The 21,193-nt window shown below is 43.2% G+C and carries 13 protein-coding genes and 6 rRNA genes; 4 read left to right on the plus strand and 15 right to left on the minus strand.

All coding sequences use genetic code 11. The features are described from left to right. Window positions 1-72 precede the first annotated feature (72 nt). On the plus strand, window positions 73-558 hold the full coding sequence (gene greB, locus HWV03_RS20825) for a transcription elongation factor GreB (protein ID WP_211677759.1): 486 nt from the start codon (window positions 73-75) through the stop codon (window positions 556-558). Window positions 559-606: 48 nt separating this feature from the next. After that, window positions 607-2,946 (plus strand): Tex family protein, encoded by a 2,340-nt coding sequence (locus HWV03_RS20830; protein WP_211677760.1) that lies wholly within the window; start codon window positions 607-609, stop codon window positions 2,944-2,946. A 149-nt stretch (window positions 2,947-3,095) separates the two neighbouring features. Here HWV03_RS20830 and tuf read toward each other — a convergent pair whose 3' ends face one another. The 8 genes from tuf to HWV03_RS20870 form a co-directional block, all read right to left on the minus strand. Next, window positions 3,096-4,280 carry an elongation factor Tu gene (gene tuf / locus HWV03_RS20835; protein ID WP_211677761.1) on the minus strand — a complete coding sequence of 395 codons (1,185 nt, stop codon included), beginning with the start codon at window positions 4,278-4,280 and terminating at the stop codon, window positions 3,096-3,098. A gap of 64 nt (window positions 4,281-4,344) precedes the next feature. Beyond that, entirely contained in the window at window positions 4,345-6,438 is a 2,094-nt protein-coding gene (gene fusA, locus HWV03_RS20840; protein ID WP_211677762.1) for an elongation factor G, read from the minus strand. Between the two features lie 68 nt (window positions 6,439-6,506). Beyond that, window positions 6,507-6,980, minus strand: a complete 474-nt coding sequence (gene rpsG, locus HWV03_RS20845) for a 30S ribosomal protein S7 (RefSeq protein WP_017223615.1) — start codon at window positions 6,978-6,980, stop codon at window positions 6,507-6,509. Window positions 6,981-7,064: 84 nt separating this feature from the next. Beyond that, window positions 7,065-7,439, minus strand: coding sequence for a 30S ribosomal protein S12 (gene rpsL / locus HWV03_RS20850; protein WP_006033662.1), 375 nt, complete (start codon window positions 7,437-7,439; stop codon window positions 7,065-7,067). A 228-nt stretch (window positions 7,440-7,667) separates the two neighbouring features. Further along, the gene (gene tusB, locus HWV03_RS20855; RefSeq protein WP_067046660.1) at window positions 7,668-7,958 is read right to left on the minus strand and encodes a sulfurtransferase complex subunit TusB; all 291 of its coding nucleotides are present in this window, start codon (window positions 7,956-7,958) and stop codon (window positions 7,668-7,670) included. 14 nt (window positions 7,959-7,972) lie between these two features. Further along, window positions 7,973-8,329 (minus strand): sulfurtransferase complex subunit TusC, encoded by a 357-nt coding sequence (gene tusC / locus HWV03_RS20860; RefSeq protein ID WP_211677763.1) that lies wholly within the window; start codon window positions 8,327-8,329, stop codon window positions 7,973-7,975. Between the two features lie 22 nt (window positions 8,330-8,351). Further along, window positions 8,352-8,750, minus strand: a complete 399-nt coding sequence (gene tusD, locus HWV03_RS20865) for a sulfurtransferase complex subunit TusD (protein ID WP_211677764.1) — start codon at window positions 8,748-8,750, stop codon at window positions 8,352-8,354. A 12-nt stretch (window positions 8,751-8,762) separates the two neighbouring features. Beyond that, complete coding sequence (locus HWV03_RS20870) at window positions 8,763-9,146, minus strand: RidA family protein (protein WP_211677765.1); 384 nt, start codon at window positions 9,144-9,146, stop codon at window positions 8,763-8,765. A gap of 337 nt (window positions 9,147-9,483) precedes the next feature. Here HWV03_RS20870 and pyrB point away from each other — a divergent pair, with 337 nt between their 5' ends. Together pyrB and pyrI are read left to right on the plus strand one after the other, a co-directional pair. After that, entirely contained in the window at window positions 9,484-10,416 is a 933-nt protein-coding gene (gene pyrB, locus HWV03_RS20875) for an aspartate carbamoyltransferase (protein WP_211680357.1), read from the plus strand. Window positions 10,417-10,420: 4 nt separating this feature from the next. Beyond that, window positions 10,421-10,882, plus strand: coding sequence for an aspartate carbamoyltransferase regulatory subunit (pyrI, locus tag HWV03_RS20880; RefSeq protein WP_211677766.1), 462 nt, complete (start codon window positions 10,421-10,423; stop codon window positions 10,880-10,882). Between the two features lie 60 nt (window positions 10,883-10,942). Here pyrI and HWV03_RS20885 read toward each other — a convergent pair whose 3' ends face one another. The 7 genes from HWV03_RS20885 to HWV03_RS20915 all read right to left on the minus strand — a co-directional run bounded on the left by HWV03_RS20885 (window position 10,943) and on the right by HWV03_RS20915 (window position 20,931). Continuing rightward, window positions 10,943-11,503, minus strand: a complete 561-nt coding sequence (locus HWV03_RS20885) for a DUF1415 domain-containing protein (protein ID WP_211677767.1) — start codon at window positions 11,501-11,503, stop codon at window positions 10,943-10,945. Window positions 11,504-11,676: 173 nt separating this feature from the next. Then, window positions 11,677-11,792, minus strand: a 5S ribosomal RNA gene (gene rrf / locus HWV03_RS20890). A 95-nt stretch (window positions 11,793-11,887) separates the two neighbouring features. Continuing rightward, a 5S ribosomal RNA gene (gene rrf / locus HWV03_RS20895) occupies window positions 11,888-12,003 on the minus strand. Between the two features lie 141 nt (window positions 12,004-12,144). After that, window positions 12,145-15,038 (minus strand): 23S ribosomal RNA (locus HWV03_RS20900). A 291-nt stretch (window positions 15,039-15,329) separates the two neighbouring features. Then, a 16S ribosomal RNA gene (locus HWV03_RS20905) occupies window positions 15,330-16,874 on the minus strand. Window positions 16,875-17,797: 923 nt separating this feature from the next. Beyond that, a 5S ribosomal RNA gene (gene rrf / locus HWV03_RS20910) occupies window positions 17,798-17,913 on the minus strand. A gap of 126 nt (window positions 17,914-18,039) precedes the next feature. After that, a 23S ribosomal RNA gene (locus tag HWV03_RS20915) occupies window positions 18,040-20,931 on the minus strand. Together the 16S, 23S and 5S rRNA genes form the textbook arrangement of a ribosomal RNA operon. Between the last annotated feature and the right edge of the window lie 262 nt (window positions 20,932-21,193).

A 21,193-nucleotide genomic window follows, 5' to 3' on the forward strand; every position in this document is an offset into this window, starting at 1 on the left:
TAACGAAAATGAGCTATTCAGCTGTGCTATTGCTATAATTTCTTTTCAATATAATTTAAGAAGGTCATAGCATTGGCTATATCAAACTTAATCACCCGAGTTGGCTGGGAAACTTTAGACAAACGCCTTAAATTTCTCTGGAAAGAAGAACGACCAAGAGTCACAAAAGTTGTGTCTTGGGCAGCTTCTCTAGGTGACCGCAGTGAGAATGCTGACTACAAAGAAAATAAACATTTACTGCGAACCATCGACCGCGAAATTCGATTTTTAGTTAAACGCCTCGAAGTATTAGAGATCGTCGATTATCGTCCACAACAAGATGGCACAGTCTATTTTGGCGCCTATGCCGAATTAGAAGATGATGATGGTAAGGTAATCCAGTGCCGCATTGTCGGCCGTGACGAATTAGACCCTAAACGTAATTTCATTACAGTCGACTCACCAATGGCAAAAGCCCTTATCGGGAAACAAGTTGATGATGAGGCGATAGTGCACACGCCTGCGGGTAGTAAAACGTGGTACATCAACAAGATCCAATACACCCCATTTACAGAATAATCATCCGTATTCATGTCATCACAAATCTATTCATTTTAAGGATCCAAAGTGTCTAAATTAGCTATTCTGATCGCGCAAGAAATTAATGCGCATGTACGCCAAGTTAACGCTGCAATTACCCTACTTGATGACGGGTCGACCGTCCCTTTTATCGCCCGCTATCGAAAAGAAGCCACTGAAGGCTTAGATGATGGTCAATTAAGAACATTAGAACAGCGCCTGACCTACTTACGTGACTTAGAAACGCGCCGTGAAACAATTTTAAAAAATATTGCCGAACAAGATAAGTTAACTCCGCAGTTAACCGCCGCTATCAATAATGCTGAAACAAAAACGCGTTTAGAAGATCTCTACCTACCTTTTAAAACCAAACGCCGTACGAAGGGCCAAATAGCAATTGAAGCAGGATTAATACCATTAGCAGAATCTCTGATTGCAAATCCACAACAGCAGCCGATCAAACTCGCCAAACAATTTATCACATCAGACACTAATTTTGCTGAACCAGAGCAAGTATTAGAAGGAGCTAAATTTATCCTGATGGAAAAAGCGAGCGTTGATGCAGAACTGATTGCTAAAGTCCGTAAACAGTTACTTTCTCACGCAACGCTTGAATCAAAAGAAAATAAAAAAACAGCCACAGAAGACAGTAAATTCAAAGATTATTTCGCCCACAGTGAGGGGATTAGCAAAGTACCATCACACCGCATGTTAGCCATGTTACGCGGCAAAAATGAAGGTGAGCTACAAATAGGTTTGAATGCAGACCCTGAATTTACCGAGAAAAATGCAACCAGCTATTGTGAAATAATCATCGCCAAACATTTGGGGATTCATTATCAAAATAAACCCGCTGACGAATGGTTAAAATCAGTCGTTCACAGCAGTTGGAAACAAAAATTACTCAGCCAATTAGAAACTGAACTTATCGGTAAAATGAAAGAGTCGGCGGAAGTTGAAGCTATCAAAGTATTCGCAGCCAACCTAACTGCATTGCTCATGGCATCGCCAGCGGGACCAAAGGTAACACTTGGACTTGATCCCGGGTTACGTACAGGTTCCAAAATTGCCATCGTTGATGCAACAGGTAAATTACTCGATCACACAACCATCTATCCGCATGTACCACAAAAGCAATGGCAACAATCGCTGTCGACATTAGCGACTTTGTGCCAACGCTATAACGTTGAGTTAGTCAGTATTGGTAACGGCACCGCATCTCGAGAAACAGATAAGTTAGTCGCTGAGTTAATTAAAGCGAAGCCTGAGCTTAAATTACAAAAAATCATGGTCAGTGAAGCCGGCGCATCAGTCTATTCTGCATCAGAGTTAGCAGCCAACGAATTTCCACAGCTTGATGTTTCTATTCGAGGAGCCGTATCCATTGCCCGTCGTTTACAAGACCCACTTGCCGAGTTAGTTAAAATCGACCCGAAAGCAATTGGTGTTGGTCAATATCAGCATGATGTAAACCAGACCTTGTTATCAAAGCAACTCGACATTGTCATTGAAGATTGCGTAAATAAAGTCGGTGTTGATGTTAACTTAGCATCTGCAGCCCTACTCTCTCGTGTGGCTGGATTGAACAAAACGATTGCTGAAAACATTGTTAATTATCGTAATGACAACGGTCCATTTAGTAAACGTAGTGAACTAAAGAAAGTTGCGAGATTAGGCCCTAAAGCTTTTGAACAATGTGCCGGATTCTTGCGTATATTAAACGCGAAAGACCCGCTTGATAGCTCAGCAGTTCACCCTGAGTCATACTCCATCGTAAAAGATATTACTCAAAAGACAGGGAGAAAAATCACCGATATTATTGGTAATAGTGAAATACTGGGATCGCTTGACCCACAAGATTACACAAATACTAAAGTGGGGATACCAACGGTCATCGACATTCTGCAAGAGCTAGAGAAACCAGGTCGAGACCCAAGACCCGAATTCAAAACAGCAATATTCAAAGACGGTATTGAAAAAATAACAGATTTAGAACCAGGGATGTTATTAGAGGGCATAGTCAGTAATGTGACTAACTTTGGTGCCTTTGTTGATATCGGCGTTCATCAGGATGGTTTAGTCCATATTTCAGCACTAACGAACCGTTTTGTAAAAGATCCCCATGAGATTGTGAAAGCTGGTCAAGTAGTCAAAGTTAAAGTGACAGAAATTGATATAGCCAGAAAGCGTATCGCACTCACTATGCGGTTAGATGATGACATAGTACAACGTAATACTTCAGAATCAGATAAGAACCAAACGGTTGTTAATAAAAAAAAACCATACAAGCAACCAGAATCAAAAAAACAGAATCCAACTGAAAATAGAAATACATCGTTCGGTAACAATGCTTTTGCTGACGCGTTTAAAAATGCAAAGAAACGTTAATAGTGAAATGACTATGTTATAAAATGAAATGTGGCGAACTTAGTTCGTCATTTTTTAGCTATTCTCTGCTAACAATTAATGACATAAATCGAAGATGAAAAAAAGGTCGCCTAAGCGACCTTTCTATATATTGTTCAAACTAATCGAAATTAAGCGATTACTTTAGAAACAACACCAGCACCAACAGTACGGCCACCTTCACGGATAGCGAAGCGTAGACCTTCTTCCATCGCGATTGGGTTGATTAGCTCAACAACAAACTTAAGGTTGTCACCAGGCATAACCATTTCAACACCTTCTGGAAGCTCTACAGCACCAGTGATGTCAGTTGTACGGAAGTAGAACTGTGGACGGTAACCTTTAAAGAAAGGAGTGTGACGACCACCCTCTTCTTTAGAAAGTACGTATACTTCAGATTCAAACTTAGTATGTGGAGTGATTGAACCAGGCTTAGCTAGTACTTGACCACGTTCAACGTCTTCACGTTTAGTACCACGTAGAAGTGCACCAATGTTCTCACCAGCACGACCTTCGTCAAGCAGTTTACGGAACATTTCAACACCAGTACAAGTAGTAGTAACAGTTTCACGGATACCAACGATTTCTACTGCATCACCAACGTTAACGATACCTTGCTCAACACGACCAGTTACAACAGTACCACGACCAGAGATTGAGAATACGTCTTCGATAGGCATAATGAAAGGCATATCGATAGCACGTTCTGGATCAGGGATGTATGAATCTAGCGCTTCTGCTAGTTCAATGATCTTGTCTTCGTACTCTTTTTCGCCTTCAAGTGCTTTAAGAGCAGAACCCTGGATAACTGGTAGGTCATCACCTGGGAAGTCATATTCAGAAAGAAGTTCACGAACTTCCATTTCTACTAGTTCAAGCAGTTCTTCATCATCAACCATATCACATTTGTTCATGAATACGATGATGAAAGGAACGCCAACCTGACGTGAAAGCAGGATGTGCTCACGTGTTTGTGGCATAGGACCATCAGTTGCAGCAACAACTAGGATAGCGCCGTCCATTTGAGCAGCACCAGTAATCATGTTTTTAACGTAATCCGCGTGACCTGGGCAATCTACGTGTGCGTAGTGACGGTTAGGCGTATCGTATTCAACGTGAGAAGTGTTGATCGTGATACCACGTTCTCTTTCTTCAGGAGCGTTATCGATTGATGCGAAATCTTTAGCTTCACCACCGTATACTTTTGCAAGTACGTTTGTGATTGCTGCTGTTAGAGTTGTTTTACCATGGTCAACGTGACCAATTGTACCTACGTTTACGTGGGTATTACTACGTACAAATTTTTCTTTAGACACGACGTGTACCTTCTAATTATCAGTTAAGCCTTTATCTTATGATAAAGACTACCAAAGTTAAACTTTATTTCGCTTCAATAATTTTGTCAGCGATGTTTTTAGGTGCTTCATTGTATTCAAGGAATTCCATTGAATACGAAGCGCGGCCCTGTGTAGCTGAACGTAGTGCAGTTGCATAACCGAACATTTCAGATAACGGAACCTTAGCATGAATAATTTTAAGACCTGAGTGGCCATCATCCATACCATCGATCATGCCGCGACGACGGCTTACGTCACCAACAACATCACCCATCCACCCCTCAGGAGTGGTAATTTCAACTTTCATCATTGGCTCAAGCAAGGCTGGATTTGCATCCAATGCGCCTTGTCTGCAACCAAAAGAACCCGCGACCTTGAATGCCATTTCATTGGAATCAACATCGTGAAATGAACCACCGTAGAGTGTAACACGAACATCCATGATAGGATATCCAGCTAACACACCTTGGTCCATCTGTTCTTTACAACCTTTTTCTACCGCTGGAATGAATTCACGAGGAACTTCACCATCAACGATTGCATCCACAAATTCAAAACCAGCACCCGCTTCAAGCGGTTCTAATTTCAGCAGAACATGGCCATATTGACCTTTCCCGCCTAATTCGCGAATGAATTTACCTTCTGCTTCAACCGAATCACGAATTGATTCACGATATGCAACCTGAGGCTTACCAACGTTGCATTCAACGTTAAACTCACGACGCATACGGTCAACAATAATATCCAGGTGAAGTTCACCCATACCAGATATCAGAATTTGCGCTGACTCTTCGTCAGTTTCAACACGGAACGATGGATCTTCCGCCGCTAATTTACTTAGGGCGATAGCCATCTTATCTTGGTCGGCTACTGTTTTAGGCTCTACAGCAATTTGGATAACCGGTTCCGGAAAATCCATACGCTCAAGAATTACTTTATGATTAGTATCACAAAGCGTATCACCAGTAGTGACGTCCTTAAGACCAATTGCCGCAGCAATATCGCCGGCACGTATTTCTTTCAATTCTTGACGATCATTGGCATGCATTTGCACAATACGACCTAAACGTTCACGCTTCTGCTTAACAGAATTATAAACGCCATCGCCCGTATTGACCACCCCAGAATACACCCGCAGGAACGTAAGCGTACCTACGAATGGGTCTGTCGCGATCTTAAAGGCTAATGCAGCAAAGGGAGCGTCATCACTTGATGGACAAGTAATTTCGTTCTCGTTATCATCAATACCATTGATATCTTTCACTTCCGTTGGGCTAGGAAGAAATTCAACCACGGCGTCAAGTACCGCTTGTACACCTTTATTTTTAAAGGCAGAACCACAAGTCGCAAGTACGATCTCGTTGTTCAGCGTGCGTTGACGTAAACCCGCTTTAATTTCTTCTTCAGATAATTCACCTTCTTCAAGGTATTTATCCATAAGCTCATCGTTAGCTTCGGCGGCAGCATCAACCAATTCTTCATGTAATTCTTCTGCACGCTCAAGTAGACCAGCAGGAATATCGCCATAACTAAATGACATACCTTGATCTGCTTCATTCCAGCTAATTGATTTCATCTTAATTAAATCAATTACGCCTTCAAACTCTTCTTCCGCACCAATGTTTAACTGGATAGGAACACAAGTCGCGCCCAGGCGATTACGAATTTGGTCAATAACAGCTTCAAAATCAGCACCTGTACGATCCATCTTATTAACGAATACGATACGTGGTACTTGATATTTATTAGCTTGACGCCAAACCGTTTCAGATTGTGGTTCAACACCTGATGCACCACAAAACACGACAACTGCGCCATCAAGGACTCGTAAAGAACGTTCTACTTCAATCGTGAAGTCAACGTGTCCCGGAGTATCAATGATGTTGATACGGTGCTGCTTAAATTTCGCATCCATACCTTTCCACATTGTTGTTGTCGCAGCAGAAGTAATGGTGATACCACGCTCCTGCTCCTGTTCCATCCAATCCATAGTGGCTGCGCCATCATGAACTTCACCCATCTTATGTGAAAGGCCAGTATAGAACAGAATTCGTTCTGTAGTTGTAGTTTTACCCGCATCAACGTGAGCACAAATACCAATATTTCGGTAGAGCTCGATCGGAGTTGTACGTGCCACAATAAATCCCTTACTAGGAAACCTAGACAGAAAGTAATTGACGCAGATTTAAAATCTGCGTCCAAAAATTACCAGCGATAGTGAGCAAATGCTTTATTCGCGTCAGCCATACGGTGAACGTCTTCACGTTTCTTAACCGCAGAACCTTTGTTTTCAGCAGCGTCGAATAGCTCTCCAGCTAGACGAGCAGCCATTGATTTTTCACCACGTTTACGTGCTGCTTCAACTAACCAACGCATAGCTAGTGCATTACGACGAGAAGGACGAACTTCTACAGGCACTTGGTAAGTTGAACCACCAACACGGCGAGATTTAACCTCAACCGATGGACGAACATTGTCTAAAGCGATTTCGAAAAGCTCTAGGTGTGTTTTATCTTCACTTTTAGTAGAGATAGTTTCTAGCGCACCGTATACAATCGCTTCTGAAGTAGATTTTTTACCGTCTACCATTACGATGTTGATGAATTTTGCTAGAATTTCTGATCCGAATTTTGGATCTGCTAAAATTTCTCTTTTAGCTACGACGCGACGTCTTGGCATCTCTTATTCCTCGTTGTGCTTCAGGTATTACCCAAAACTAATAAATAGTTAACAGTTTGCTTGGCCTTACTAAACGAAGAATTATTAATTCTTAGGGCGTTTAGTACCGTATTTAGAACGACCTTTACGACGGTCACTAACACCAGCTGTATCTAGCGCACCACGAACTGTATGGTAACGAACACCCGGTAAATCTTTAACACGACCGCCACGGATTAGGATCACGCTGTGCTCTTGAAGATTATGGCCTTCACCACCGATGTATGAAGTTACTTCATAACCGTTAGTTAGACGAACACGAGCTACTTTACGTAGAGCCGAGTTAGGTTTTTTAGGAGTAGTAGTGTATACGCGAGTACAAACACCACGACGTTGTGGACAAGCTTCAAGAGCAGGAACGTTAGTTTTTGTAACGTTTCTTACGCGAGGCTTGCGTACTAATTGGTTAGTAGTTGCCATTTAAAATAGCTCCGTTGAGTTTTTTACGTGTGAAAAATCATCCCTAATATAGGGACGCAGAATTTTAGTCATTGCGCCTTTAGCTGTCAAGCATAAGAACAGTATTATTGAAAATAAATCAGTTTATTCACCAATAAATCGTAAATAAACCGCATTTACAACACTACTAGATAAAAACTTACCCATAATTCATAGGGCAACAATGAAAATTCGTACAGTTAAGCTTCTTTAATTCCAAGTCTGTACTTGTAAATGCGACACAGTAAGATTAACAAATTCTAGATAGCTAACTTGCTGACCTAGAATACATTTTAACCCTCTCGCATCCAGATCTTCAGTTAAAGTGTAAACACTTATCTTTGGTAGGAGATCTTGAAGTATTTTAGCATATTTATGCTGTGATGCCGTAATGACGACAGCATCTTGAATAAAGAGCAGCGCATCACCCTCATTGAGATAAGCTAGGCTGTCAATAAATGTGTTTTTTGAGAACGGCGACGATTTAATAATGTGAAGCATGATGTTATCACCAATCAAAAATTCAAAATAATAGCATGCTGGCGTATTCGCTGATTAATTTCTAGCTGTGATAAACGTTCAGCATCGATAATCAACTCAATATCGCTTATACCTCGCTCTAGAAGCGAGTCAGCGCACACATAAATGTTTTCGATATCATATAAGTCAAACAGTCCAAATGTAGGCGAAAAATCCCGACAAGCGATATTTTGAGGCTTTTGATTACAGACTAACTGATAAACGCCATCGCCAATAAAAAAAACACTTAACTCTTCCGTTAATGCAGACGTAGCAAGGATGGCGTCTTGTGTTTCTCTGGCTAGACTCGTACCATGAGGAACTTGACGAGTAACAAACGCGGCTCTCAACATATTTTTAACCAAATGTAGATAATTAAAACTGGATAACCCGATCAGCAGTCATAATCGACTCTGCTAATTGACCTAACCCGGTTAATTGAAATGGTAACTCAAGATTAAACTGATTCTTCCCAGTCCTATCCGCTTCATTTTGATCAATAACACCACGCCTTAGCGCTGCACCTGAACATATATCTAAAGGAAATAGATGCTCACGAGCCATCAAAAGCCAAGCATTATATAAATCAAATTCATCCGCAGCTGGAGATGTCAGCGTTGAACCATTAAGCACACCATCATTATAAAAAAATACGCGCTGAATAGTATGACCTAACTCAATCGCTGATTTAACATAATGATAGGCGCTTAAAGCATCTTGACTACCATATGCTGGACCTGTAACAAGCACAGCAATAGTGACCGATTTAGACATAAATAGGCCTAATTAAAGCGTGTAAGCGATAGCTTCAACTTCAACTAATACATCTTTCGGTAAACGAGCGACTTCAACACATGAACGTGCTGGTGCGTTCTCAGGGAAATAACGTGCGTACACTTCATTGAAAGTAACAAAATCATTCATATCACTCAGGAAACATGTTGTCTTGATTACTGTATCGGCACTTGCATTCGCCGCTTTTAGTACTGCCATTAGATTTTCCATTACTAATTCAGCTTGCTCTTTCACGCCACCTTCAATAATGTCCATCGTCTCTGCCACTAATGGGATCTGTCCTGAAGTAAAAACCATATTACCAAGTTGATTAGCTTGTGAGTACGGACCAATTGCAGCAGGTGCATTCGTTGTAGAAATGATTTTTTTACTCATTGTAAGTTCCATAAATTTATCAATGCTCCCATATTCAGAGCGAGTATATTGCACTATTTATACGCATTATATTTAATAACACGCATAATAAGCAAATCTAGAGCAACGAATAGTTTAAACTTTATAGGTTTTTTTACATAAAATTAATTTGATTAGTGCTTTCTGTCGTTTTTATTTTAAGCTAAAATTACCTATTGTGTTTAGCGGATTAGAGGATTAACGAATGTTCATATCATTAGACCATAGAACCCTCTCCCTATGCATGCAAACTTGTAAAGCCTCATAACTATTCATATGAGGCTTTTTTTTGGATAATTCTGATCATCAGGGCACAAAAATGGTAAATCCGTTATTTAGAAAACATATAGTATCTATCAATGATATGTCACGTAATGAGCTAGAACTTATTGTTAAAACTGCGGCAAAACTAAAAAAACAGCCACAGCCCGAACTTTTAAAAAACAAAGTAATTGCGAGCTGTTTCTTTGAAGCATCAACACGAACACGATTATCATTCGAAACGGCGATCCAACGATTAGGTGGGACTGTTATTGGCTTTGATAATGCTGGTAACACATCACTTGCGAAAAAAGGTGAAACGCTTGCCGATTCAATCAGTGTGATCTCAAGCTATGCGGATGCATTTGTGATGCGCCACCCTCAAGAAGGTGCAGCAAGACTGGCATCAGAATTTTCCAACGTTCCCGTAATTAACGGCGGTGATGGCTCTAATCAACATCCCACACAAACATTACTCGACCTATTCTCTATTTACGAAACACAAGGCCGTTTAGATAATTTAAATATCGCATTGGTGGGAGATCTTAAATACGGTCGAACAGTTCATTCTTTAGCACAAGCCCTTGCTAAGTTCAGTGGCTGCAAGTTCTATTTCATTGCACCAGATGCATTGGCGATGCCTGAATATATCTGTGACGAGCTTGATGAGCACGATATCAGCTATGCCTGTTATAACTCGATTGAAGAAGTCGTGCCTGAAATCGACGTGTTGTACATGACTCGCGTACAAAAAGAACGTTTTGATGAGACAGAGTATCAACACATGAAAGCTGGTTTTATTTTATCAGCCAGTTCATTAAAGAATGCGAAAGATAATTTAAAAGTGCTTCACCCATTACCACGTGTTGATGAAATCACTGTCGATGTGGACAAAACGCCATACGCGTATTACTTCCAGCAAGCTGAAAATGGTGTCTACGCACGTGAAGCATTACTTGCTCTTGTATTAAACGAAACAATTGAAGGATAAGATAATGAAAAGCAATCACATGCAAGTAGAAGCTATCTGTAATGGCTACGTTATCGATCACATCCCATCAGGACAAGGTGTGAAGATCCTAAGACTATTTAGTCTTACAAATACCAAGCAGCGTGTTACCGTTGGTTTTAACCTTCCAACTCATAATGGTGCGACCAAAGATTTAATTAAAGTTGAAAACACTGAGATAACCAAGTCACAAGCTAATCAATTAGCACTGCTTGCACCAAATGCAACCATCAATATAATTGAAAATTTCGAGGTGACAGATAAGCATGCGTTAGCATTGCCAAAAGACGTTGAAAACGTATTCCCGTGTCCAAACTCAAATTGTATTACACACGGAGAACCAGTTATTTCATCTTTCACCATTAAAATGATCAAAGGTAATATCGGTTTGAAATGTAAGTATTGTGAGAAAACTTTCTCAAAAGAGATTGTAACAGAGCAAGTTTAACTTAAATTAATACAGAGCTGCTTCTCACTGATACAGCTCTGTTATAAACGCTTTATAGAATTATTTGGTTTTCACGTCAAAACACGCTTCTAATTCCGCTTTAATTTCCTTAAATCCTTTCTTTCGTAATAATTCAACATTACGTTCAGGGATTTCCTCAGGGTTCGGGAATACTCTCAATACGCGCGCCATCTCATCTTCACGAATAATGTGCAGTATCGGATAAGGTGAGCGATTAGTAAAGTTAGCAGCATCTTGCATTGTCGTGTCATCAAAACGATACTTAGGATGCATATGCGCTAATTGATAAACACCTTCGTAGTCCTGCATTTCCAATAAATCGTTCGCATAATCAATTAGATCGAGGAAATCATCAAAATTGCTACTCAATTTAGGAATAACAACTAATGTTGTAGCTATCTCTTCATTGGTATCTAAACGAATAAATTCAGCATTAACACATTCTAATAACTCAGTTAAATCAGTCCCATCAAGTACTGCACAATGAATTGTTTTTCGCTCTAATTCTTTTTTCGCAAAAGGGCAAATATTGTATTTCACAATAATATCTTTCACCCATTTTAGCGTCTGTAACTTAATTATCTCATGGTTATCAGTCATACAAGGATCCTAAATATATGAATTTAATTCGTTAACCACAAAATTAGTGATTTAACCTAAAGTGGTGAAAGTATATTTTAACTTTAACAGTTAATAATTTACAGGTATAAAAAAAGCCGATATCAATGATATCGGCTTTTTTTGTTCAAGATTAGTCTTGAATCTAATTTGACGTTTGGCGATGCCCTACTCTCACATGGGGAAGCCCCACACTACCATCGGCGTTATTACGTTTCACTACTGAGTTCGGAATGGGATCAGGTGGTACCGCAACACTATGGTCACCAAACAAATTTTTCGAGTCTTACGAATCATCTGCTCTTGTTTAAGACTACGTCTTAAACAATATTTATTCAGACTAGGTTTGAATAAATAGTAATTGGCGCTTGGCGATGCCCTACTCTCACATGGGGAAGCCCCACACTACCATCGGCGTTATTACGTTTCACTACTGAGTTCGGAATGGGATCAGGTGGTACCGCAACACTATGGTCACCAAGCAAATCTGGTTTGCTTTCAAGTTGTACCTTTAAAATCTGAAAAGCTATAAATAAAGAAGTCTTTAAAACCTATCTTTCGATAAATAGTAGTGTTCAATCTATTCTTAAGTCGATATTTCAATTAATCATACTTTAATTTGTATGGTTAAGCCTCACGGGTAATTAGTACAAGTTAGCTCAATGCCTCACAGCACTTACACACCTTGCCTATCAACGTTGTAGTCTCCAACGGCCCTTCAGGGGACTTAAAGTCCCAGTGAGAACTCATCTCGAGGCCTGCTTCCCGCTTAGATGCTTTCAGCGGTTATCAGTTCCGAACTTAGCTACCGGGCAATGCTATTGGCATAACAACCCGAACACCAGTGGTTCGTCCACTCCGGTCCTCTCGTACTAGGAGCAGCTCCTCTCAATTCTCAAACGCCCACGGCAGATAGGGACCGAACTGTCTCACGACGTTCTAAACCCAGCTCGCGTACCACTTTAAATGGCGAACAGCCATACCCTTGGGACCAACTTCAGCCCCAGGATGTGATGAGCCGACATCGAGGTGCCAAACACCGCCGTCGATATGAACTCTTGGGCGGTATCAGCCTGTTATCCCCGGAGTACCTTTTATCCGTTGAGCGATGGCCCTTCCATTCAGAACCACCGGATCACTAAGACCTACTTTCGTACCTGCTCGACGTGTCTGTCTCGCAGTTAAGCTGGCTTATGCCTTTGCACTAACCACATGATGTCCAACCATGTTTAGCCAACCTTCGTGCTCCTCCGTTACTCTTTGGGAGGAGACCGCCCCAGTCAAACTACCCACCAGACACTGTCCGCAATCCCGATAAGGGACCTACGTTAGAACATCAAACGTACAAGGGTGGTATTTCAAGGTTGACTCCACATCATCTAGCGACAATGCTTCAACGTCTCCCACCTATCCTACACATGTAGGTTCAATGTTCAGTGCCAAGCTATAGTAAAGGTTCACGGGGTCTTTCCGTCTAGCCGCGGGTACACTGCATCTTAACAGCGATTTCAATTTCACTGAGTCTCGGGTGGAGACAGCGTGGCCATCATTACGCCATTCGTGCAGGTCGGAACTTACCCGACAAGGAATTTCGCTACCTTAGGACCGTTATAGTTACGGCCGCCGTTTACCGGGGCTTCGATCATGAGCTTCGACCTAAGTCTAACCCAATCAATTAACCTTCCGGCACCGGGCAGGCGTCACACCGTATACGTCATCTTTCGATTTTGCACAGTGCTGTGTTTTTAATAAACAGTTGCAGCCACCATTTCTCTGCGACCGACAATAGCTTACGGAGCAAGTCCTTCACCATCATCGGCGTACCTTCTCCCGAAGTTACGGTACCATTTTGCCTAGTTCCTTCACCCGAGTTCTCTCAAGCGCCTTAGTATTCTCTACCTAACCACCTGTGTCGGTTTGGGGTACGATTCTCTTATATCTGAAGCTTAGAGGTTTTTCCTGGAAGCCGGGTATCAACTACTTCATCTCCGTAGAGACTCGTCATCAGCTCTCAGCCTTAATGTGCGCCCGGATTTACCTAAGCACACAGCCTACAACCTTAAACATGGACAACCATCGCCATGCTAGCCTAACCTTCTCCGTCACCCCATCGCAATATAAGTGAGTACAGGAATATTAACCTGTTTCCCATCGACTACGCCTTTCGGCCTCGCCTTAGGGGTCGACTCACCCTGCCCCGATTAACGTTGGACAGGAACCCTTGGTCTTTCGGCGTGGAGGTTTTTCACCCCCATTATCGTTACTCATGTCAACATTCGCACTTCTGATACCTCCAGCAAGCTTCTCAACTCACCTTCGACGGCTTACAGAACGCTCCTCTACCATGCAAAGAACAAGTCTTTGCATCCGTAGCTTCGGTGGTATGTTTAGCCCCGTTAAATCTTCCGCGCAGACCGACTCGACCAGTGAGCTATTACGCTTTCTTTAAAAGATGGCTGCTTCTAAGCCAACTTCCTGGCTGTCTGAGCCTTTCCACATCGTTTCCCACTTAACATACACTTTGGGACCTTAGCTGACGGTCTGGGTTGTTTCCCTTTCCACGACGGACGTTAGCACCCGCCGTGTGTCTCCCGCGATTGAACTTATTGGTATTCGGAGTTTGCAAAGGGTTGGTAAGTCGGGATGACCCCCTAGCCTTAACAGTGCTCTACCCCCAATAGTTAGACGCGAGGCGCTACCTAAATAGCTTTCGAGGAGAACCAGCTATCTCCCGGTTTGATTGGCCTTTCACCCCCAGCCACAAGTCATCCGCTAATTTTTCAACATTAGTCGGTTCGGTCCTCCAGTTGATGTTACTCAACCTTCAACCTGCCCATGGCTAGATCACCGGGTTTCGGGTCTAATCCCAGCAACTATTCGCGCAGTTAACACTCGGTTTCCCTACGGCTCCGCTATTCGCTTAACCTTGCTACTGAAATTAAGTCGTTGACCCATTATACAAAAGGTACGCAGTCACAGAACAAGTCTGCTCCCACTGCTTGTACGTATACGGTTTCAGGTTCTATTTCACTCCCCTCACAGGGGTTCTTTTCGCCTTTCCCTCACGGTACTGGTTCACTATCGGTCAGTCAGTAGTATTTAGCCTTGGAAGATGGTCCTCCCATATTCAAACAGCATATCACGTGTGCCGTCCTACTCGATTTCACAGTAAGGTCGTTTTCATGTACGGGACTATCACCCTGTATCGTGAAACTTTCCAGAATCTTCCACTAACTTCCAAACTGCTTAAGGGCTAGACCCCGTTCGCTCGCCGCTACTAAGGGTATCTCTATTGATTTCTTTTCCTCGGGGTACTTAGATGTTTCAGTTCTCCCGGTTCGCTTCGCAACGCTATGTATTCACGTTACGATACTCTACAAAGTAGAGTGGGTTCCCCCATTCGGAAATCTGTGGATTAACGCTTTTTATCAACTCCCCACAGCTTAACGCAGATTAACACGTCCTTCATCGCCTCTGACTGCCTAGGCATCCACCGTATACGCTTAGTCACTTAACCATACAATCTAAAGTCGACCGTACAATTGAAATAACTAGGTATTATCTAGTTTTTTTCGCCTCAAGAATACTCAAGAACACTATATTGTTATTACCGAAGTAATAACGTGTTTTAAGAACTTCTTTATTTATTCAGCTTTCCAAATTTTTAAAGAGCAATTTGCTAAAAAGCAAAGATAAACAAGCGATTGCTTATCTTTGCTTACTAGCGTCTTACTATTAGTAAGACATACTATTCAACTTTCTATTCAAGCAATTTGTGTGGGCACTTACAAAAATTAACAACTTTACGTAAGGAGGTGATCCAGCCCCAGGTTCCCCTAGGGCTACCTTGTTACGACTTCACCCCAGTCATGAACCACACCGTGGTCATCGCCCTCCCGAAGGTTAAGCTAATGACTTCTGGTGCAGCCCACTCCCATGGTGTGACGGGCGGTGTGTACAAGGCCCGGGAACGTATTCACCGTGACATTCTGATTCACGATTACTAGCGATTCCGACTTCATGGGGTCGAGTTGCAGACCCCAATCCGGACTACGACGCACTTTATGGGATTCGCTTACCATTGCTGGTTTGCAGCCCTTTGTATGCGCCATTGTAGCACGTGTGTAGCCCTACTCGTAAGGGCCATGATGACTTGACGTCGTCCCCACCTTCCTCCGGTTTATCACCGGCAGTCTCCTTAGAGTTCCCACCATTACGTGCTGGCAAATAAGGATAAGGGTTGCGCTCGTTGCGGGACTTAACCCAACATTTCACAACACGAGCTGACGACAGCCATGCAGCACCTGTCTCATAGTTCCCGAAGGCACCAATCCATCTCTGGAAAGTTCTATGGATGTCAAGAGTAGGTAAGGTTCTTCGCGTTGCATCGAATTAAACCACATGCTCCACCGCTTGTGCGGGCCCCCGTCAATTCATTTGAGTTTTAACCTTGCGGCCGTACTCCCCAGGCGGTCTACTTAATGCGTTAGCTTAAGAGCCCAGTTCTCAAGGAACCAAACTCCGAGTAGACATCGTTTACGGCGTGGACTACCGGGGTATCTAATCCCGTTTGCTACCCACGCTTTCGCATCTGAGCGTCAGTTACTTGCCAGGTGGCCGCCTTCGCCACTGGTATTCCTTCAGATCTCTACGCATTTCACCGCTACACCTGAAATTCTACCACCCTCTCAAGAACTCTAGTTTGCCAGTTCGAAATGCAGTTCCCAGGTTGAGCCCGGGGCTTTCACATCTCGCTTAACAAACCGCCTGCATGCGCTTTACGCCCAGTAATTCCGATTAACGCTTGCACCCTCCGTATTACCGCGGCTGCTGGCACGGAGTTAGCCGGTGCTTCTTCTGCGAGTAACGTCACAGCAGTAGAGTATTAATCTACTGCCTTTCCTCCTCGCTGAAAGTACTTTACAACCCTAAGGCCTTCTTCATACACGCGGTATGGCTGCATCAGGGTTTCCCCCATTGTGCAATATTCCCCACTGCTGCCTCCCGTAGGAGTCTGGACCGTGTCTCAGTTCCAGTGTGGCTGATCATCCTCTCAGACCAGCTAGGGATCGTCGCCTTGGTGAGCTCTTACCTCACCAACAAGCTAATCCCACTTGGGCTCATCTAGTCGCGAGAGCTTTCAAGAAGAGGCCCCCTTTCACCCGTAGGTCGTATGCGGTATTAGCAGTCGTTTCCAACTGTTGTCCCCCTCGACTAGGCAGATTCCCAAGCATTACTCACCCGTCCGCCGCTCGACGCCAGAATAGCAAGCTATTCTTCGTTTCCGCTCGACTTGCATGTGTTAAGCCTACCGCCAGCGTTCAATCTGAGCCATGATCAAACTCTTCAATTAAAAGTTTTTGACTAATCAACGATGTTGATTAAGTCGGCTCAATGAATTCTGTACTTCAACAACAAACCGAGGTTTGTTGTTTATAAAACCAAATCTTTCGATTTAATTTAATGTTCACAATTACATTGATATAATTTTTGGTCATTATATCTCTGCAAGTGCTCACACAGATTGCTTGAATAAATTGTTAAAGAGCATTGACATCAACGCTTTGCGTCTTAGTCAGGCTGCGTATTCTACGCAAACCAGATTCGAAGTCAAGCACATATTTATGCTTTATTCAGGACGTTTAAAAAGTAACCTAAGTTCTTTTTAAACACCTTACTGAGCGGCTCTTGCCGTGTCAGTGGGATGCATTATAGGGATTTAGATCACATTAGCAATCCATTTTATGCACTTATATTGATTTAATATTTAGTGCAGGAAAAACCAGCAATAACACGCGTATTAACGATCACGATTCATACGAACGACTACTATTACAGCATTCAATTCCCTACAGCCTTACTAATACCAATTCGTCTCATGGATAAAAAATACTAACCAAATCTATTAATCTAGTTCTGTCCCGGAACAGAGCGCGACTATAATTAGCCAAAATAATCAGCGTTGAGCATAAAATAACTTTTTTGCTCATTATATTCAGTGAATATAAGGCCCAACATTCACTCAAGCTAAAAATAACGGTGCGTGTTCACAAGCGAATTGACTACGAAGAGCCGTTCCTTTTGACTAATCGAACGCCAGTTACACAAAAACCAGCCATCGGCTGGTTTTTTATTAGTTGGAATACGTTTATAGCAACCAACGCTGCTGGTTAAGCTCGGTATTTTTAATTCAAACGCGCAATAATCACATCACAGGTGTAAATTACAGACACAAAAAAGCCGATATCATCGCTGATATCGGCTCTCTAATTTGGCGCTTGGCGATGCCCTACTCTCACATGGGGAAGCCCCACACTACCATCGGCGTTATTACGTTTCACTACTGAGTTCGGAATGGGATCAGGTGGTACCGCAACACTATGGTCACCAAGCAAATTTGGTTTGCTTTCAAGTTGTATCTTTAAAATCTGAAAAGCTATAAATAAAGAAGTCTTTAAAACATAAAGTGTTCTGTCTATTCTTAAGTCGATATTTCAATTAATCATACTTTAATTTGTATGGTTAAGCCTCACGGGTAATTAGTACAAGTTAGCTCAATGCCTCACAGCACTTACACACCTTGCCTATCAACGTTGTAGTCTCCAACGGCCCTTCAGGGGACTTAAAGTCCCAGTGAGAACTCATCTCGAGGCCTGCTTCCCGCTTAGATGCTTTCAGCGGTTATCAGTTCCGAACTTAGCTACCGGGCAATGCTATTGGCATAACAACCCGAACACCAGTGGTTCGTCCACTCCGGTCCTCTCGTACTAGGAGCAGCTCCTCTCAATTCTCAAACGCCCACGGCAGATAGGGACCGAACTGTCTCACGACGTTCTAAACCCAGCTCGCGTACCACTTTAAATGGCGAACAGCCATACCCTTGGGACCAACTTCAGCCCCAGGATGTGATGAGCCGACATCGAGGTGCCAAACACCGCCGTCGATATGAACTCTTGGGCGGTATCAGCCTGTTATCCCCGGAGTACCTTTTATCCGTTGAGCGATGGCCCTTCCATTCAGAACCACCGGATCACTAAGACCTACTTTCGTACCTGCTCGACGTGTCTGTCTCGCAGTTAAGCTGGCTTATGCCTTTGCACTAACCACATGATGTCCAACCATGTTTAGCCAACCTTCGTGCTCCTCCGTTACTCTTTGGGAGGAGACCGCCCCAGTCAAACTACCCACCAGACACTGTCCGCAATCCCGATAAGGGACCTACGTTAGAACATCAAACGTACAAGGGTGGTATTTCAAGGTTGACTCCACATCATCTAGCGACAATGCTTCAACGTCTCCCACCTATCCTACACATGTAGGTTCAATGTTCAGTGCCAAGCTATAGTAAAGGTTCACGGGGTCTTTCCGTCTAGCCGCGGGTACACTGCATCTTAACAGCGATTTCAATTTCACTGAGTCTCGGGTGGAGACAGCGTGGCCATCATTACGCCATTCGTGCAGGTCGGAACTTACCCGACAAGGAATTTCGCTACCTTAGGACCGTTATAGTTACGGCCGCCGTTTACCGGGGCTTCGATCATGAGCTTCGACCTAAGTCTAACCCAATCAATTAACCTTCCGGCACCGGGCAGGCGTCACACCGTATACGTCATCTTTCGATTTTGCACAGTGCTGTGTTTTTAATAAACAGTTGCAGCCACCATTTCTCTGCGACCGACAATAGCTTACGGAGCAAGTCCTTCACCATCATCGGCGTACCTTCTCCCGAAGTTACGGTACCATTTTGCCTAGTTCCTTCACCCGAGTTCTCTCAAGCGCCTTAGTATTCTCTACCTAACCACCTGTGTCGGTTTGGGGTACGATTCTCTTATATCTGAAGCTTAGAGGTTTTTCCTGGAAGCCGGGTATCAACTACTTCATCTCCGTAGAGACTCGTCATCAGCTCTCAGCCTTAATGTGCGCCCGGATTTACCTAAGCACACAGCCTACAACCTTAAACATGGACAACCATCGCCATGCTAGCCTAACCTTCTCCGTCACCCCATCGCAATATAAGTGAGTACAGGAATATTAACCTGTTTCCCATCGACTACGCCTTTCGGCCTCGCCTTAGGGGTCGACTCACCCTGCCCCGATTAACGTTGGACAGGAACCCTTGGTCTTTCGGCGTGGAGGTTTTTCACCCCCATTATCGTTACTCATGTCAACATTCGCACTTCTGATACCTCCAGCAAGCTTCTCAACTCACCTTCGACGGCTTACAGAACGCTCCTCTACCATGCAAGAACAAGTCTTGCATCCGTAGCTTCGGTGGTATGTTTAGCCCCGTTAAATCTTCCGCGCAGACCGACTCGACCAGTGAGCTATTACGCTTTCTTTAAAAGATGGCTGCTTCTAAGCCAACTTCCTGGCTGTCTGAGCCTTTCCACATCGTTTCCCACTTAACATACACTTTGGGACCTTAGCTGACGGTCTGGGTTGTTTCCCTTTCCACGACGGACGTTAGCACCCGCCGTGTGTCTCCCGCGATTGAACTTATTGGTATTCGGAGTTTGCAAAGGGTTGGTAAGTCGGGATGACCCCCTAGCCTTAACAGTGCTCTACCCCCAATAGTTAGACGCGAGGCGCTACCTAAATAGCTTTCGAGGAGAACCAGCTATCTCCCGGTTTGATTGGCCTTTCACCCCCAGCCACAAGTCATCCGCTAATTTTTCAACATTAGTCGGTTCGGTCCTCCAGTTGATGTTACTCAACCTTCAACCTGCCCATGGCTAGATCACCGGGTTTCGGGTCTAATCCCAGCAACTATTCGCGCAGTTAACACTCGGTTTCCCTACGGCTCCGCTATTCGCTTAACCTTGCTACTGAAATTAAGTCGTTGACCCATTATACAAAAGGTACGCAGTCACAGAACAAGTCTGCTCCCACTGCTTGTACGTATACGGTTTCAGGTTCTATTTCACTCCCCTCACAGGGGTTCTTTTCGCCTTTCCCTCACGGTACTGGTTCACTATCGGTCAGTCAGTAGTATTTAGCCTTGGAAGATGGTCCTCCCATATTCAAACAGCATATCACGTGTGCCGTCCTACTCGATTTCACAGTAAGGTCGTTTTCATGTACGGGACTATCACCCTGTATCGTGAAACTTTCCAGAATCTTCCACTAACTTCCAAACTGCTTAAGGGCTAGACCCCGTTCGCTCGCCGCTACTAAGGGTATCTCTATTGATTTCTTTTCCTCGGGGTACTTAGATGTTTCAGTTCTCCCGGTTCGCTTCGCAACGCTATGTATTCACGTTACGATACTCTACAAAGTAGAGTGGGTTCCCCCATTCGGAAATCTGTGGATTAACGCTTTTTATCAACTCCCCACAGCTTAACGCAGATTAACACGTCCTTCATCGCCTCTGACTGCCTAGGCATCCACCGTATACGCTTAGTCACTTAACCATACAATCTAAAGTCGACCGTACAATTGAAATAACTAGGTATTATCTAGTTTTTTTCGCCTCAAGAATACTCAAGAACACTATATTGTTATTACCGAAGTAATAACGTGTTTTAAGAACTTCTTTATTTATTCAGCTTTCCAAATTTTTAAAGAGCAATTTGCTAAAAAGCAAAGATAAACAAGCGATTGCTTATCTTTGCTTACTAGCGTCTTACTATTAGTAAGACATACTATTCAACTTTCTATTCAAGCAATTTGTGT

The sequence above is a fragment of the Moritella sp. 36 genome (assembly GCF_018219415.1).
Taxonomy (GTDB): domain Bacteria; phylum Pseudomonadota; class Gammaproteobacteria; order Enterobacterales; family Moritellaceae; genus Moritella.